Origin of the sequence: Enterobacter sp. P82 (assembly GCF_037053385.1) — a bacterium.
In the GTDB taxonomy this organism is placed as follows: Bacteria; Pseudomonadota; Gammaproteobacteria; order Enterobacterales; family Enterobacteriaceae; genus Enterobacter.
On the sequence record NZ_JBALHX010000001.1, the window covers coordinates 457,796 to 474,794 of the forward strand.

A 16,999-nucleotide genomic window follows, 5' to 3' on the forward strand; every position below is an offset into this window, starting at 1 on the left:
CAATGACAGAAAAAACAAGACTTTCTGCCGCCCCGACTTCGGGCAGTGATGAAATTGATATTGGGCGCCTGGTCGGCACGGTCGTAGAGGCAAAGTGGTGGGTGCTTGGGATCACCGCCGTGTTTGCCGCTGCCGCTGTCGTCTATACGCTGTTCGCAACGCCTATCTACAGCGCTGATGCGCTGGTGCAGATTGAACAAAATACCGGCAACTCGCTAGTGCAGGATATCGGTTCTGCGCTGGCGAACAAACCGCCGGCATCCGACGCTGAAATTCAGCTGATCCAGTCGCGTCTGGTTTTGGGTAAAACAGTTCACGACCTCGGGCTCGATATCTCTGTCACCAAAAATACCTTCCCGGTATTTGGTGCCGGTTGGGATCGTTTGATGGGGCGCAACAATGACACGGTGAAAGTCACTGACTTCGTGCTGCCGAAAGGGGCTGCCGATCAGACGTTTACCCTGACGGTGCTTGGCCCGAAACAGTACCAGTTGACCAGCGATGCGGGCTTTAGCGCGCGCGGCGAAGTGGGACAGATGCTGACCAAAGAAGGCGTCAGCATGATGGTCAGCGCGATTAACGCCCATGAAGGGGGGGAGTTTACCGTCACTAAATTCTCCACACTGGGGATGATCAACAATCTGCAAAACAATCTGACCGTCACCGAAAACGGTAAGGACACAGGTGTACTGAGCATGACCTTTACCGGTGAAGATAAAGATCAGATTCGCAATATCCTGAACAGCATCACCCGCAACTATCTTGAGCAGAACGTCGAGCGTAAGTCTGCTGAAGCAGCGAAAAGCCTGGCCTTTCTCGCGAAACAGCTGCCGGAAGTGCGCGCTCGCCTGGACGACGCAGAGAACAAGCTGAACGCTTATCGTCAGGATAAAGACTCTGTCGACCTGCCGCTGGAGGCGAAATCGGTTCTCGATTCGATGGTCAACATTGATGCTCAGCTTAACGAGTTGACCTTCAAAGAAGCCGAGATTTCTAAGCTCTATACCAAACGTCACCCGGCCTACCGCACGCTACTTGAGAAACGCCGCACGCTGGAAGAGGAAAAGGAAAAACTCAACGGCCGTGTGACCGCGATGCCGAAAACGCAGCAGGAGATCGTGCGTCTGACCCGCGACGTGGAATCGGGCCAGCAGGTTTATATGCAACTGCTGAACAAACAGCAGGAGCTGAAAATCACCGAAGCCAGTACCGTCGGGGACGTCCGTATTGTTGACCCGGCCATTACTCAGCCTGGTGTGTTGAAGCCGAAGAAAGCGCTGATTATTCTCGGCAGCATTATTCTCGGTCTGATGCTCTCCATCGTTGGCGTGCTGCTGCGTTCGCTGTTCAACCGCGGTATCGAAAGCCCGCAGGTGCTGGAAGAGAATGGTATCAACGTCTACGCCAGCATCCCGCTGTCTGAATGGCAAAAGTCCCGTGACAGCGTCAAAACCATCAAAGGCGTTAAGCGTTACAAACAAAGCCAGTTGCTGGCGGTGGGTAACCCAACCGACCTTGCCATCGAAGCGATCCGTAGCCTGCGCACCAGTCTGCATTTCGCCATGATGCAGGCCAAAAACAACGTCCTGATGTTAACCGGTGTTAGCCCGTCAATCGGTAAGACCTTTGTCTGCGCCAACCTGGCGGCGGTGGTCAGCCAGACTAACAAGCGTGTTCTGCTGATCGACTGCGATATGCGCAAAGGCTATACCCATGAACTGCTGGGCACCAACAACACAAATGGTCTGTCGGAAATCCTGCTCGGCAAAGGTGAGATCAGCCAGAGTGCGAAACCGACAACGATCCCGAAATTCGACCTGATCCCACGTGGACAGGTACCACCGAACCCATCTGAACTGCTGATGAGCGAGCGTTTTGCCGAGCTGGTGGAGTGGGCAAGTAAGCATTACGACCTGGTGCTAATTGATACCCCGCCAATTCTGGCCGTGACCGATGCCGCCGTGGTTGGCCGTCTTGCTGGTACTACGTTGATGGTCGCGCGCTATGCGGTGAACACCATTAAAGAAGTGGAAACCAGCCTGAGCCGCTTCGAACAGAACGGGATTGAGGTCAAAGGGGTGATCCTGAACTCCATCTTCCGTCGCGCGAGCGGGTATCAGGATTACGGTTACTACGAGTACGAATACAAATCTGACAGCAAATAAAAATCCCCCTCACCCTAACCCTCTCCTCTGAGAGGAGAGCAGCTTTTCTCCCTCTCCTTCCGGGAGAGGGGCGGGGTGAGGGATAAGGGGAAGACCATGACCACACAACGCCCTTTAGTTTCTATCTATATGCCGACATGGAATCGTCAGCAACTGGCGATCCGCGCGATTAAATCCGTCCTGCGACAGGATTACGATAACTGGGAGCTGATCATCGTAGATGACTGTTCCTCTTCGTATGAGCAGTTGCAAAAGTTTGTCACTGACCTCAATGACCCACGCGTTAGCTATACCCATAACGCGATCAACTCCGGCGCGTGTGCGGTACGTAATCAGGCGATTATGCAGGCCAAAGGGCAATATCTGACCGGAATTGATGACGATGACGAATGGACGCCGAACCGTCTGTCGACATTCCTGTCGCACAAGGAACAGTTGGTCACGCATGCTTTCCTGTATGCCAACGATTATGTTTGTCAGGGCGAAGTCTACTCGCAGCCTGCCAGCCTGCCGTTGTACCCGAAATCACCGTACTCCCGACGCCTTTTCTACAAGCGCAACATTATTGGTAACCAGGTCTTTACCTGGGCGTGGCGCTTTAAAGAGTGCCTGTTCGATACCGAACTCAAGGCCGCGCAGGATTACGACATCTTCCTGCGGATGGTGGTGGAATACGGTGAGCCGTGGAAAGTGGAAGAGGCCACGCAGATCCTGCATATCAACCACGGGGAGATGCAAATCACCTCCTCGCCGAAGAAGTTCTCGGGTTACTTCCATTTTTACCGCAAGCACAAGGACAAGTTTGACCGTGCCAGCCGGAAGTATCAGCTCTTTACCCTCTATCAGATTCGCAACAAGCGCATGAACTGGCGCACGTTGCTGACATTGCTGTCCGTGCGTAACGGCAAGCGTCTGGCTGACGGGCTTCGGGGGAAATAATGTTTCTGGAAGATTGCCGCGCAAACAGCTGGAGCCTGCGCCCGTGCTGCATGGTCCTGGCCTACCGCATCGCGCACTTTTGCTCGGTGTGGCGCAAGAAAAATGTGCTGAACAATATCTGGGCGGCACCGGTGCTGGTGCTGTACCGCATCATCACCGAATGCTTTTTTGGTTATGAGATTCAGGCCGCAGCCACCATTGGCCGCCGCTTTACCATCCACCACGGCTATGCGGTGGTGATCAACAAGTTCGTGGTCGCCGGGGATGATTTCACTATTCGTCATGCGGTCACCATCGGTAACCGTGGGCCAGACAGTCTTGCCTGCCCGGTTATCGGCAATAACGTCGAGCTCGGCGCGAACGTGGTGATCATTGGCGATATTACGATTGGTAATAACGTCACCATTGGCGCTGGCAGCGTGGTGCTGGACAGCATTCCGGATAATGCGCTGGTGGTGGGAGAAAAAGCCCGCGTGAAGGTGATTAAATGAATATTCTGCAATTTAACGTACGCCTCGCAGAAGGCGGGGCGGCCGGCGTGGCGCTGGATCTGCATCAGCGCGCGCTGCAAAAAGGACTTCAGTCTCGTTTTATTTACGGCTATGGCAAGGGCGGCAAGAAAAGCGTTAGCCACGATCGCTATCCGCAGGTGTTGAAACAGACCCCACGATTGACGTCGATTGCCAACATTGCGCTGTTTCGCCTGTTTAACCGCGATCTGTTTGGCAACCTGAATAACCTTTACCGCACTGTGACGCGAACCACTGGTCCGGTGGTGCTGCATTTTCATGTGTTGCACAGCTACTGGCTCAACCTGGAAGAGGTGGTGGCGTTTTGTGAGAACGTGCAGGCACATAAACCGGACACCCGCTTTGTCTGGACGCTGCACGATCACTGGAGTGTAACTGGCCGCTGTGCGTTTACCGACGGTTGCGAAGGCTGGAAAAATAACTGCCAGAAATGCCCGACATTAAGTAACTACCCACCGGTGAAAGTGGATCGTGCTCATCAACTGGTGGCAGGTAAGCGCCAGCTGTTCCGCGACATGCTTTCGCTGGGGTGCACGTTTATCTCTCCAAGCCAGCATGTGGCGGATGCGTTCAACAGTCTTTACGGGGCAGGGCGCTGCAAGATTATCAACAACGGCATCGACGTGGCGACGGAAGCCATTCTTGCCGAGCTGACTCCGGTGGCCGAAACCACGGGCAAACCGAAAATCGCTATCGTTGCGCATGACCTGCGTTACGACGGTAAAACCAATCAGCAACTGGTGCGCGACATGATGGCGCTGGGTGACAAAATCGAGCTGCACACCTTCGGCAAGTTTTCCCCGTTCGAAGGGGCAAACGTGGTCAATCACGGATTTGAAACCGACAAACGCAAACTGATGAGTGCACTGAACGAAATGGATGCCTTGGTGTTCAGCTCCCGGGTGGATAACTACCCCCTGATCCTTTGCGAAGCGCTCTCTATCGGCGTGCCGGTGATTGCCACCCACAGCGACGCTGCGCGCGAAGTGCTGGAAAAATCGGGCGGTAAAACGTTCGCTGAAAACGAGGTGCTGCCGCTGGTGCAACTGCCGAAAGCCGATATCGCGCAGGCCGTATTTGGTACTGACCTGGAATCGTTCCGCAAGCGCAGCCGCAAGGCCTACAGTGGACAACAGATGCTGGAGGAGTATGTCTCGTTCTATCAGAATCTGTAGTTATCTCCTGCTGCCGCTGATCTACCTGCTGGTTAACGTTAAGATTGCCCAGCTTGGCGAAAGCTTCCCGATAACTATCGTCACTTTCTTGCCTGTCCTGCTTCTGCTGTATGTCGATAAAATCAACCTTAAGAAGCTGATGATTGCCCTGGGGATGGGCACGGGCCTGACGTTATTTAACTACATCTTTGGTCAGTCACTGGATGCCAGTAAATACGTCACCTCGACCATGCTGTTTGTTTATATTGTCATTATTATCGGAATGGTCTGGAGTATTCGGTTTAAAACGATTTCTCCGCACAATTATCGGAAAATCCTTAGGTTCTTTTATATTGCCGTTGCGTTAATTGTTATGCTTGCTGCACTGGAAATGATGCAAATTATTTTGACCGGTGGCAGCAGCCTGATGGAGATAATTTCGAAGTATCTCATTTACAGTAACAGCTATGTATTGAACTTCATCAAGTTTGGCGGGAAGCGTACCACAGCCCTCTATTTTGAACCGGCGTTTTTCGCTCTGGCGTTAATCTCAATTTGGCTCAGCATCAAACAGTTTGGTATCAAAACGCCTAAGACCGATGCTATGATTCTTGCAGGAATTGTTCTGTCAGGATCGTTCTCAGGGGTAATGACATTTATCCTGTTTTACCTGCTTGAGTGGGCGTTCCAGTATCTGAACAAAGAGGCGATTAAGAAAAAACTGCCGCTGGCGATTATCTCCCTGACGGTATTTATGGTAGGCGTGATATTTGCTTTCCCTTACATCTCAGAACGTCTGGGTGATTTGGGAACAGAAGGGTCTTCGTCTTATTATCGCATCATTGGTCCGCTGGTGATGGTGGGTTATTCCTTAACCCATATTGATGGTGTAGTAAGATTCGGCTCACTTTACGAATATGTTGCATCATTCGGAATCTTTAACGGTGCGGATGTCGGTAAAACCATAGACAATGGTCTGTATCTGTTAATTATTTATTTTTCGTGGTTTGCCGTACTGTTGACAATTTGGTATCTGTTTAAAGTTTTCAAAATGATGATTAACGCGTTTGGTGATAACCAGAACTTTCGCGTGCAACTTTATCTGTTTACGCCAGTGTCGCTGTTTTTTACCGGTTCAATATTTAGCCCGGAATATGCTTTCTTAATTGTTTGTCCGTTTATTCTGCGTAAAGCGCTTAATATTACGAATTCATGACGAGGTGGTCTTATGTTTCTAAGCGTCATTACTGTCGCTTTTCGTAATTACGAAGGGGTGGTAAAAACCTGGCGCTCGCTGCGCAATCTGGCGCGCGATCCAAGCCTCACTTTTGAATGGATCGTGGTTGATGGTGGGTCGAACGATGGCACGGCGGAGTTTCTGGAAAAACTCAACGGTGAGTTCAATTTACGCTACATCAGTGAGAAAGATAAAGGCATCTACGATGCGATGAATAAAGGCATTGAGATGGCGCAGGGGCGCTATGCGATCTTCCTGAACTCTGGCGATGTGTTCCACGACGACGTGGCGCAATTTGCTCGTCAACTGTCACGACAGAAAGATGATGCCATGGTGATTGGTGATGCGCTGCTGGATTTCGGTGATGGTCATAAAGTTTGCCGTAGTGCAAAGCCGGGTTGGTATATCTACCACAGTTTACCCGCCAGTCATCAGGCCATTTTCTTTCCGGTAAAAGGTCTGAAAAAGCAGCCATACGACTTGCAATATAAAGTGTCATCCGATTATGCGCTGGCAGCCAGTTTATATAAGTCTGGTTACCCGTTCCGTCGAATTAAAGGCCTGGTGTCTGAGTTTTCCATGGGCGGTGTGTCAACCTCGAATAATCTGGAATTGTGTAAGGATGCAAAAAGCGTGCAGCGTAAAATATTGCGCGTGCCGGCTTTCTGGGCAGAACTGTCTTATTTATTACGTCTGAAGACCACGGGTAAAACCAAAGCCTTATATAACAAAGCCTGAAATATAAGGAAACGCAATGCAGGATCTTAAAGGATTCACCGTGCCGAAAGGCTTTCGCGGAGGCAACGGTATTAAGGTGCAGTTGTGGTGGGCCGTTCAGGCAACGTTATTTGCCTGGTCGCCACAAATATTGTACCGCTGGCGGGCATTTTTATTACGCCTGTTTGGCGCAAAAATCGGAAAAAACGTAGTCATCCGACCTTCAGTGAAAATTACCTATCCATGGAAATTAACACTTGGGGATTACGCATGGGTAGGGGATGACGCGGTGTTATATACCCTTGGCGAAATTACGATTGGCGCAAATTCGGTGGTTTCACAGAAGTGTTATCTGTGCACCGGCAGCCACGATTTTATGAGTCAGCATTTTGATATTACCGCGTCACCAATTGCGATCGGTGAAAAATGCTGGCTGGCAACAGATGTTTTTGTTGCACCGGGTGTTTCTGTTGGCGATGGCACGGTAGTGGGTGCCCGCAGCAGCGTTTTTAAATCGCTACCGGCAAATAAAGTTTGCCGTGGCAACCCCGCAGTGGTGATACGCGAACGCGTTGAAACTGATTAAATTCATATGTAGAGGAATAAAACATGTCTAAAGTCGCTCTCATCACCGGCGTTACCGGGCAGGATGGTTCTTACCTGGCAGAGTTACTGCTGGAAAAAGGGTATGAAGTGCACGGTATTAAACGTCGTGCGTCTTCTTTCAATACTGAACGTGTGGATCATATTTATCAGGATCCACATGCGGCGAACCCGAAATTCCATCTGCACTACGGCGACCTGACCGATACCTCCAACCTGACCCGTATTCTGCAGGAAGTGCAGCCGGATGAAGTGTACAACCTGGGCGCGATGAGCCACGTTGCGGTCTCCTTCGAATCCCCGGAATACACCGCTGACGTTGATGCCATGGGCACGCTGCGTCTGCTGGAAGCGATTCGTTTCCTTGGTCTTGAGAAGAAAACCCGTTTCTATCAGGCATCTACCTCTGAGCTGTACGGTCTGGTGCAGGAAATCCCGCAGAAAGAGACCACGCCGTTCTACCCACGTTCACCCTACGCGGTAGCAAAACTGTACGCCTACTGGATCACCGTAAACTACCGTGAATCCTATGGCATGTACGCCTGTAACGGCATTCTGTTCAACCACGAATCTCCACGCCGCGGCGAAACGTTCGTGACCCGTAAAATCACCCGCGCAATTGCCAACATCGCTCAGGGCCTGGAGTCTTGCCTGCACCTCGGCAACATGGACTCCCTGCGTGACTGGGGGCATGCCAAAGACTACGTGAAAATGCAGTGGATGATGCTGCAGCAGGACAAACCAGAAGACTTCGTCATTGCGACCGGCGTGCAGTATTCCGTCCGTCAGTTCGTTGAAATGGCTGCGGCACAGCTGGGCATCAAACTGCGCTTCGAAGGCACTGGTGTGGATGAGAAGGGCATTGTGGTTTCCGTCACTGGCCACGACGCACCGGGCGTGAAACCAGGCGACGTGATTGTTCAGGTTGACCCGCGTTACTTCCGTCCTGCTGAAGTGGAAACCCTGCTGGGTGACCCAACCAAAGCGCACGAGACCCTGGGCTGGAAACCAGAGACCACTCTGCAGGAGATGGTTTCCGAGATGGTAGCCAAAGATCTTGAAGCAGCGAAAAAACACTCCCTGCTCAAGTCTCATGGCTACGAGGTTGCCATCGCGCTGGAGTCCTGAGAATGACAAAACAACGTATTTTTGTCGCCGGTCATCGCGGAATGGTGGGTTCCGCGATTGTTCGCCAGCTGGAGCAGCGCGGTGACGTTGAAGTGGTTGTCCGTACGCGTGACGAGCTGAACCTGCTCGATAGCCGTGCGGTACAGGACTTCTTTGCAAACGAACGCATTGACCAGGTGTATCTGGCGGCGGCGAAAGTGGGTGGCATCGTCGCCAACAACACTTACCCGGCAGATTTCATCTACGAGAACATGATGATTGAGAGCAACATCATTCACGCGGCGCACCTGCACAACGTGAATAAGCTGCTGTTCCTCGGCTCATCCTGTATCTACCCGAAAATGGCGAAGCAACCAATCGCCGAAAGCGAACTGCTGCAGGGGACGCTGGAAGCGACCAACGAACCTTATGCCATCGCCAAGATTGCCGGGATCAAGCTGTGCGAGTCTTACAACCGTCAATATAACCGCGACTATCGCTCGGTGATGCCGACCAACCTGTACGGGCCGCACGACAACTTCCACCCGAGCAACTCACATGTGATCCCGGCGCTGCTGCGTCGTTTTCACGAGGCGACCGCCGAAAACGCGCCGGATGTGGTGGTGTGGGGCAGTGGCACGCCAATGCGTGAATTCCTGCACGTGGACGACATGGCGGCCGCCAGCATTCACGTGATGGAGCTGGATCGCGAAGTGTGGCAGGAGAACACCGAGCCAATGCTGTCGCACATCAACGTGGGCACTGGCATTGACTGCACCATCCGCGAGCTGGCGCAAACCATCGCGCAGGTGGTGGGCTACAAAGGCCGCGTGGTGTTTGACGCCACGAAACCGGACGGCACGCCGCGCAAACTGCTGGACGTGACTCGTCTGCATCAGTTGGGCTGGTACCACGAGGTGTCACTGGAGCAGGGGCTGGCCAGTACTTACCAGTGGTTCCTGGAAAACCAGCACCGCTTCCGGGGGTAATGATGTTTTTAAGTCAGGAAGATTTTGCCACGATCGTTCGTTCCACTCCGCTCATCTCAATAGATTTGATTGTGGAGAACGAACGCGGCGAGTTCTTGCTGGGGAAACGAACCAACCGTCCTGCACAGGGCTTCTGGTTCGTGCCCGGCGGGCGCGTGCAGAAGGATGAGACGCTTACAGATGCCTTTGAGCGCCTCACTCTGGGCGAACTGGGTCTGCAACAGCCGATGGCTGCGGGCCAGTTTTTCGGGGTCTGGCAGCACTTCTATGACGATAACTTTTCGGGCTCCGGGTTCAGCACGCACTACATCGTGCTGGGGTTCCGCCTGAAGGTGCGTGAGGCAGACCTGCGTCTGCCTCATGCTCAGCATGACGACTACCGCTGGCAGACGCCAGAGGCGTTGCTCGCGAGCGACAACGTCCACGACAACAGTCGGGCGTATTTCCTTGCGGATCGTCAGGCTGGAGTGCCGGGCTTATGAAAATTTTGGTGTATGGAATCAACTACTCGCCGGAATTAACCGGTATCGGGAAATACACCGGCGAGATGGTCGAGTGGATGGCGAGCCAGGGACATGACGTGCGGGTCATTACCGCGCCGCCGTACTACCCGGAATGGAAAGTGGGCGAGCGCTACTCAAGCTGGCGCTACCGTCGCGAAGAGGGCGCGGCGACCGTCTGGCGCTGCCCGCTGTATGTACCTAAGCAGCCGTCAACGCTGAAACGCTTGATTCACCTTGGCAGCTTTGCCCTGAGCAGTTTTTTCCCGCTGATGGCGCAACGTCGCTGGAAGCCGGATCGCATCATCGGTGTGGTGCCGACGCTGTTTTGCACACCAGGCATGCGCCTGCTGGGCAAACTCTCCGGCGCGCGCACCTTGCTGCATATTCAGGATTATGAAGTGGACGCCATGCTTGGCCTGGGGATGGCAGGCAAGAGTAAAGGCGGCAAAGTGGCGAAACTCGCCAGCGCGTTTGAGCGTAGCGGTCTGCATAACGTGGATTATGTCTCGACCATCTCGCGCTCAATGATGAACAAAGCGCAGGAGAAGGGCGTTCCGGCTCAGAAGGTGATCTTCTTCCCCAACTGGTCCGAAGTGGCGCGTTTTCGCGACGTAACTGAAAGTGACGCTCAGGCGCTACGCGCCCAGCTCGGTTTGCCTGATGATCAAAAAATCATTCTTTATTCAGGCAACATCGGTGAAAAGCAGGGGCTGGAGAGCGTGATTGAAGCGGCCCAGTTGCTCAGCAAGCAGCCGTGGATGTTTGTGATTGTCGGGCAGGGCGGTGGAAAGGTGCGGCTGGAAAAAATGGCAAGCGAACGCGGCCTGACCAACGTGAAATTTTTCCCGCTTCAGTCCTACGAAGCTCTGCCTGCACTACTGAAGATGGGTGATTGCCATCTGGTTGTGCAGAAGCGCGGCGCGGCGGATGCGGTGCTGCCGTCCAAACTGACCAACATTCTGGCAGTGGGTGGTAACGCGGTGATTACGGCAGAAGCCGAAACAGAATTAGGCCAGCTGTGTGACAGCTATCCGGGGATTGCGGTATGCGTGGAGCCGGAATCGGTCCCGGCGCTGGTCACCGGCATTGAACAGGCACTTGCCATGCCAAAAGTGAACACGGTGGCACGTGAATATGCCGAACGCACGCTCGAAAAAGAGAACGTGTTGAGCCAATTTATTGCAGATATACGGGGATAAATCATGAGTCAAACCACTTTGTATCCGGTTGTGATGGCTGGTGGCTCTGGTAGCCGGTTGTGGCCGCTGTCCCGCGTGCTCTATCCAAAACAGTTCCTCTGCCTGAAAGGGGATCTCACCATGCTGCAGACCACGGTGAACCGTCTGCATGGCGTGGAGTGTGAAAGCCCGGTGGTGATTTGTAACGAACAGCACCGTTTTATTGTGGCTGAGCAATTGCGCCAGCTGAATAAACTCACCGAAAACATCATTCTGGAGCCGGCCGGTCGTAATACCGCGCCTGCTATCGCCCTGGCAGCACTGGCAGCAAAGCGCAGCAGTCCGGATTGCGACCCGCTGATGCTGGTGCTGGCGGCAGACCACGTTATTCAGCAGGAAGAGGCGTTTCGCAATGCAGTGCGTGCGGCCATTCCTTATGCCGAGAGCGGCAAACTGGTGACGTTCGGCATCGTGCCGGATCTCCCGGAAACTGGCTATGGCTACATTCGCCGTGGTAGCGTGACGCCAGGTGAAGGCGACAGCGTGGCGTTTGACGTGGCGCAGTTTGTTGAAAAACCGAATCTGGAAACCGCGCAGGCGTATGTCGCCAGCGGTGAATACTACTGGAACAGTGGGATGTTCCTGTTCCGCGCCGGACGTTATCTGGAAGAGCTGGAAAAATATCGTCCGGATATTCTGAACGCCTGCGAAAAAGCGATGGCAGTGGTGGACCCGGATCTCGACTTTATCCGCGTGGATGAAGAGTCTTTCCTCGCCTGCCCGGAAGAGTCTATTGACTATGCGGTGATGGAACGCACGGCTGATGCCGTCGTGGTACCGATGGATGCGGGCTGGAGCGATGTTGGCTCCTGGTCATCACTTTGGGAGATCAGTGCCCACACCCCGGAGGGAAATGTCCACCATGGTGATGTAATCAGCCATAAGACGGAAAACAGCTACGTTTACGCTGAATCCGGGCTGGTTACCACGGTGGGCGTGAAAGATCTGGTGGTGGTGCAGACCAAAGACGCAGTGTTGATTGCTGACCGTAACGCAGTGCAGGACGTTAAAAAAGTGGTGGAGAAGATTAAGGCCGATGGCCGTCATGAACACCACATTCACCGCGAAGTGTACCGTCCGTGGGGGAAATATGACTCCATCGACGCGGGCGATCGCTATCAGGTGAAACGCATCACCGTGAAACCGGGTGAGGGTCTGTCGGTGCAGATGCACCATCACCGCGCCGAGCACTGGGTGGTGGTGGCGGGTACCGCTAAAGTCACCATTGACGGTGAAGTCAAACTGCTGGGTGAAAACGAGTCCATTTATATTCCGCTGGGGGCGACCCACTGTCTGGAGAACCCCGGGAAAATTCCGCTCGACTTAATTGAAGTGCGTTCTGGCTCTTATCTGGAAGAGGACGACATTGTGCGCTTCCAGGACCGCTACGGGCGCGTGTAACACCGTCTTTAACGCCGGATGGCGCTTCGCTTATCCGGCCTACGAATGAATAAAAACAATTTTGCCTGTTAATCGGGCGGGCTGACTGTTGCCTGAAAAAGGGGTCATCATGGAAAAGTTAACTTGTTTTAAAGCCTACGATATTCGCGGCAAGCTGGGCGAAGAGTTGAATGAAGACATCGCGTGGCGCATTGGTCGCGCGTACGGCGAATATTTAAAACCGCAGACCATCGTGCTGGGCGGTGATGTGCGTCTGACCAGCGAATCCCTGAAGCTGGCGCTGGCGAAAGGGCTGCAGGATGCGGGCGTGGACGTGCTGGACATCGGTCTCTCCGGGACCGAAGAGATTTACTTTGCCACCTTCCACCTGGGCGTGGATGGCGGTATCGAAGTGACGGCCAGCCACAACCCGATGGACTACAACGGTATGAAGCTGGTGCGCAAGGGCGCGCGCCCAATCAGCGGCGACACCGGTCTGCGCGACGTGCAGCGTCTGGCGGAAGCTAATGATTTCCCGCCGGTGAACGACGCGAAGCGCGGCAGCTACAAAAAAATCAATCTGCAAAAAGAGTACATCGACCACCTGCTGGGCTACATCAACGTGGCGAACCTCAAGCCGCTGAAGCTGGTCATTAACTCCGGTAACGGCGCGGCCGGCCCGGTTGTCGATGCCCTGGAAGCGCGCTTTAAAGAGCTGAACGTGCCGGTGACCTTCGTCAAAGTGCACAACACCCCGGACGGCAATTTCCCGAACGGTATTCCTAACCCGCTGCTGCCGGAGTGCCGCGACGACACCCGCAACGCGGTAATTGAGCACGGCGCGGATATGGGTATCGCCTTTGACGGCGATTTCGACCGCTGCTTCCTGTTCGACGAGAAAGGACAGTTCATCGAAGGCTATTACATTGTCGGTCTGCTGGCGGAAGCGTTCCTCGAGAAAAACCCGGGCGCGAAAATCATTCATGACCCGCGTCTCTCCTGGAACACCGTCGATGTGGTGTCCGCGGCGGGCGGTACGCCGGTGATGTCCAAAACCGGCCACGCCTTTATCAAAGAGCGCATGCGCGAAGAAGACGCCATTTACGGCGGCGAGATGAGCGCACACCACTACTTCCGTGATTTTGCCTACTGCGACAGCGGGATGATCCCGTGGCTGCTGGTGACGGAATTGCTGTGCCTGAAGGGGCAGACCCTGGGCGAGCTGGTACGCGACCGTATGGCGGCATTCCCGGCGAGCGGGGAGATCAACAGCAAGCTGGCACAGCCAGCCGAGGCCATTGCCCGCGTGGAGCAGCACTTTGCTATTCACGCGCTGGAAATTGACCGCACGGACGGTATCAGCATGGCGTTCCCGCAGTGGCGCTTCAATCTGCGCTCTTCGAACACTGAGCCGGTGGTACGCCTGAACGTGGAATCCCGTGCGGATACTGCGCTGATGGAAGCACGAACGAAGGACATTCTGGCGCTGTTGAATCAGTAAAAATTGCCCCTCCCGGTGGGAGGGGAAACCGAAAACAGGAACAACGATGACGAATCTAAAAAAACGCGAGCGAGCGAGAACGAATGCATCGTTAATCTCTATGGTGCAGCGTTTTTCTGATATCACCATCATGGTCGGTGGATTATGGGCGGTGTGTTGGATTAGCGGGCAATCGTTCTTATACATGCATCTGCTGATGGCACTGATTGCGCTGGTCGTGTTTCAGATGATCGGTGGGATGACCGATTTTTATCGCTCGTGGCGCGGTGTGAAAATGACCACCGAACTGATGCTGCTGCTGCAGAACTGGACCTTAAGCCTGATCTTCAGCGCGGGCCTGGTAGCGTTCAGCCATGATTTCGATAATCGTCTGGTGACGTATCTGTGCTGGTATCTGCTGACCAGCGTCGGCATGGTGGTGTGCCGTTCCCTGATCCGCTTTGGCGCGGGCTGGCTGCGTAACCGGGGTTATAACCGTCGCTTTGTCGCCGTGGCCGGTGATTTGCCGGTGGGGCAGGTGTTGCTCGAAAGCTTCCGCAAAGAGCCGTGGTTAGGTTTTGAAGTGGTGGGGATCTACCACGACGCCAAACCGGGTGGTGTGCCGTCGGACTGGGCGGGCAACTACGATCAGCTTATTGACGATGCGAAAGCCGGCAAAATTCACAACGTCTACATTGCCATGCAGATGAAAGACGAATCCCGTATTAAGAAACTGATGCGTGAACTGGCGGACACCACCTGTTCGGTGATCCTGATCCCGGACGTCTTTACCTTCAACATTCTTCACTCCCGCATTGAAGAGGTGAACGGTGTGCCGGTCGTACCGCTGTACGACACGCCGCTGTCGGGTATTAACCGCGTGCTGAAGCGCCTGGAAGATATCGTGCTCTCTTCGCTGATTTTGCTGCTGATCTCTCCGGTACTGTGCTGCATTGCCCTGGCGGTGAAGCTGAGCTCTCCGGGGCCGGTCATCTTCCGCCAGACCCGCTACGGTATGGACGGTAAGCCGATCATGGTGTGGAAATTCCGCTCCATGAAGGTGATGGAGAATGACAAGGTGGTGACGCAGGCAACGCAGAACGATCCGCGCGTCACCCGTGTGGGCAACTTCCTGCGTCGTACCTCTCTTGATGAGCTGCCGCAGTTTATCAATGTGTTCACCGGCGGGATGTCGATTGTCGGCCCGCGTCCGCATGCGGTGGCGCATAACGAACAGTACCGCTCGCTGATTGAAGGTTACATGCTGCGCCATAAAGTGAAGCCAGGTATTACCGGCTGGGCACAGATCAACGGCTGGCGCGGAGAAACCGACACGCTGGAAAAAATGGAAAAACGCATCGAGTTCGACCTGGAATACATTCGCGAATGGAGTCTGTGGTTCGATATCAAGATTGTTTTTCTGACCATCTTCAAAGGTTTCGTGAACAAAGCGGCGTACTAAGATGAGCTTACGTGAAAAAACCATCAGCGGCGCCAAATGGTCAGCGATGGCGACCATCGTCATCATTGGCCTCGGCCTGGTGCAGATGACCGTGCTGGCGCGCATTATTGATAATCACCAGTTCGGCCTGCTGACCGTCTCGCTGGTGATTATCGCCCTGGCCGATACGCTGTCTGACTTTGGTATCGCCAACTCGATTATCCAGCGTAAAGAGATCAGCCATCTTGAGCTGACCACGCTCTACTGGCTGAACGTGGGGCTGGGGATTTTCGTGTTTGTGCTGGTGTTCCTGCTGAGCGATACCATCGCCAGCGTGCTGCATAACCCGGATTTGGCTCCCCTGATGCGTACGCTGTCGTTTGCCTTTGTGGTGATCCCGCACGGGCAGCAGTTCCGCGCGCTGATGCAAAAAGAGCTGGAATTCAACAAGATCGGCATGATCGAGACCAGTGCCGTTCTGGCGGGCTTTACCTTCACCGTAGTAAGCGCCCATTTCTGGCCGCTGGCGATGACCGCGATTCTGGGGTATCTGGTTAACTCTGCCGTACGTACGCTGCTGTTCGGTTATTTTGGCCGCAAGATTTACCGTCCGGGACTGCATTTCTCACTGGCCTCCGTCTCCTCCAACCTGCGATTTGGCGCGTGGCTGACGGCAGATAGCATTATCAACTACGTCAACACCAACCTTTCCACGCTGGTGCTGGCGCGTATTCTCGGCGCGAGCGTAGCTGGCGGCTACAACCTGGCCTATAACGTCGCGGTCGTTCCTCCGATGAAGCTCAACCCGATTATTACCCGCGTGCTGTTCCCGGCGTTTGCCAAGATTCAGGACGACACCGAAAAGCTGCGCGTCAACTTCTATAAGCTGCTTTCCGTGGTGGGGATTATTAACTTCCCGGTGCTGCTGGGGTTGATGGTTGTCTCCAGCAACTTCGTGCCACTGGTGTTTGGCGAGAAGTGGAACGGCATCATCCCGATCCTACAGCTGCTGTGCGTGGTGGGGCTGCTGCGCTCTGTGGGGAATCCGATTGGGTCTTTGCTGATGGCGAAGGCGCGCGTGGATATCAGCTTTAAATTCAACGTGTTCAAAACCTTCCTGTTTATTCCGGCGATTATTGTCGGCGGACATATGGCGGGGGCCATCGGCGTTACGCTGGGCTTCCTGCTGGTGCAGATCGTCAATACCGTGCTGAGCTACTTCATCATGATCAAGCCGGTGCTGGGCTCCAGCTACCGTCAGTACATCCTGAGCCTGTGGCTACCGTTCTATCTCTCATTGCCAACCCTGGCGGTGAGCTACGGCCTGGGTGTGTTCCTCAATGGTCATCTGCCGCTGGCCGCGCTGCTGGTGCTGCAGGTAGTGGCGGGTGCGCTGGCATTCGGCGTGATGATTGTGCTGTCACGCAATGCGCTGGTGGTGGAGATGAAACGTCAGTTTTGCCGTAACGAAAAAATGAAAACGCTGCTTCGCGCAGGCTAGTTATTAAAGAGGCCA

General features: G+C 54.1%; 15 protein-coding genes. All 15 read left to right on the forward strand.

Translation table 11 applies throughout. The features are described 5' to 3' along the window. Window positions 1–2 precede the first annotated feature (2 nt). The 15 genes from wzc to wzxC all read left to right on the forward strand — a co-directional run bounded on the left by wzc (window position 3) and on the right by wzxC (window position 16,984). The gene (wzc, locus tag WB237_RS02050; protein WP_336209792.1) at window positions 3–2,165 is read left to right on the forward strand and encodes a tyrosine-protein kinase Wzc; all 2,163 of its coding nucleotides are present in this window, start codon (window positions 3–5) and stop codon (window positions 2,163–2,165) included. A 96-nt stretch (window positions 2,166–2,261) separates the two neighbouring features. Then, window positions 2,262–3,104: a colanic acid biosynthesis glycosyltransferase WcaA gene (wcaA, locus tag WB237_RS02055; RefSeq protein WP_114977768.1), complete on the forward strand. Its 843-nt coding sequence runs from the start codon at window positions 2,262–2,264 to the stop codon at window positions 3,102–3,104. Further along, window positions 3,104–3,595, forward strand: a complete 492-nt coding sequence (gene wcaB, locus WB237_RS02060; RefSeq protein ID WP_023312402.1) for a colanic acid biosynthesis acetyltransferase WcaB — start codon at window positions 3,104–3,106, stop codon at window positions 3,593–3,595. Before wcaA ends, wcaB begins: the two co-directional genes overlap by 1 nt. After that, complete coding sequence (gene wcaC, locus WB237_RS02065; protein WP_336209797.1) at window positions 3,592–4,809, forward strand: colanic acid biosynthesis glycosyltransferase WcaC; 1,218 nt, start codon at window positions 3,592–3,594, stop codon at window positions 4,807–4,809. Before wcaB ends, wcaC begins: the two co-directional genes overlap by 4 nt. Further along, window positions 4,784–6,004, forward strand: a complete 1,221-nt coding sequence (gene wcaD, locus WB237_RS02070) for a colanic acid polymerase WcaD (RefSeq protein WP_134707762.1) — start codon at window positions 4,784–4,786, stop codon at window positions 6,002–6,004. The genes wcaC and wcaD overlap by 26 nt, the downstream gene beginning before the upstream one ends. A 12-nt stretch (window positions 6,005–6,016) precedes the next feature. Then, window positions 6,017–6,763, forward strand: a complete 747-nt coding sequence (gene wcaE / locus WB237_RS02075; protein ID WP_114977770.1) for a colanic acid biosynthesis glycosyltransferase WcaE — start codon at window positions 6,017–6,019, stop codon at window positions 6,761–6,763. A gap of 16 nt (window positions 6,764–6,779) precedes the next feature. After that, a complete protein-coding gene (gene wcaF, locus WB237_RS02080; protein WP_049008267.1) occupies window positions 6,780–7,328 on the forward strand; it encodes a colanic acid biosynthesis acetyltransferase WcaF in 549 nt (182 codons plus the stop codon). Between the two features lie 23 nt (window positions 7,329–7,351). Beyond that, on the forward strand, window positions 7,352–8,473 hold the full coding sequence (gene gmd / locus WB237_RS02085; RefSeq protein ID WP_028016374.1) for a GDP-mannose 4,6-dehydratase: 1,122 nt from the start codon (window positions 7,352–7,354) through the stop codon (window positions 8,471–8,473). A 2-nt stretch (window positions 8,474–8,475) separates the two neighbouring features. Next, on the forward strand, window positions 8,476–9,441 hold the full coding sequence (gene fcl / locus WB237_RS02090; protein ID WP_028016375.1) for a GDP-L-fucose synthase: 966 nt from the start codon (window positions 8,476–8,478) through the stop codon (window positions 9,439–9,441). 2 nt (window positions 9,442–9,443) lie between these two features. After that, a complete protein-coding gene (locus WB237_RS02095; RefSeq protein ID WP_336213443.1) occupies window positions 9,444–9,923 on the forward strand; it encodes a GDP-mannose mannosyl hydrolase in 480 nt (159 codons plus the stop codon). Beyond that, on the forward strand, window positions 9,920–11,143 hold the full coding sequence (gene wcaI, locus WB237_RS02100) for a colanic acid biosynthesis fucosyltransferase WcaI (protein ID WP_336209804.1): 1,224 nt from the start codon (window positions 9,920–9,922) through the stop codon (window positions 11,141–11,143). The genes WB237_RS02095 and wcaI overlap by 4 nt, the downstream gene beginning before the upstream one ends. A 3-nt stretch (window positions 11,144–11,146) precedes the next feature. Continuing rightward, the gene (gene cpsB / locus WB237_RS02105) at window positions 11,147–12,583 is read left to right on the forward strand and encodes a mannose-1-phosphate guanyltransferase (RefSeq protein WP_336209806.1); all 1,437 of its coding nucleotides are present in this window, start codon (window positions 11,147–11,149) and stop codon (window positions 12,581–12,583) included. A 109-nt stretch (window positions 12,584–12,692) separates the two neighbouring features. Continuing rightward, window positions 12,693–14,063, forward strand: coding sequence for a colanic acid biosynthesis phosphomannomutase CpsG (gene cpsG / locus WB237_RS02110; protein ID WP_336209808.1), 1,371 nt, complete (start codon window positions 12,693–12,695; stop codon window positions 14,061–14,063). Window positions 14,064–14,109: 46 nt separating this feature from the next. After that, window positions 14,110–15,504, forward strand: a complete 1,395-nt coding sequence (wcaJ, locus tag WB237_RS02115) for an undecaprenyl-phosphate glucose phosphotransferase (RefSeq protein WP_336209810.1) — start codon at window positions 14,110–14,112, stop codon at window positions 15,502–15,504. 1 nt (window position 15,505) lies between these two features. Continuing rightward, window positions 15,506–16,984 carry a colanic acid undecaprenyl disphosphate flippase WzxC gene (gene wzxC / locus WB237_RS02120; RefSeq protein ID WP_336209812.1) on the forward strand — a complete coding sequence of 493 codons (1,479 nt, stop codon included), beginning with the start codon at window positions 15,506–15,508 and terminating at the stop codon, window positions 16,982–16,984. The last annotated feature ends 15 nt before the right edge of the window (window positions 16,985–16,999 follow it).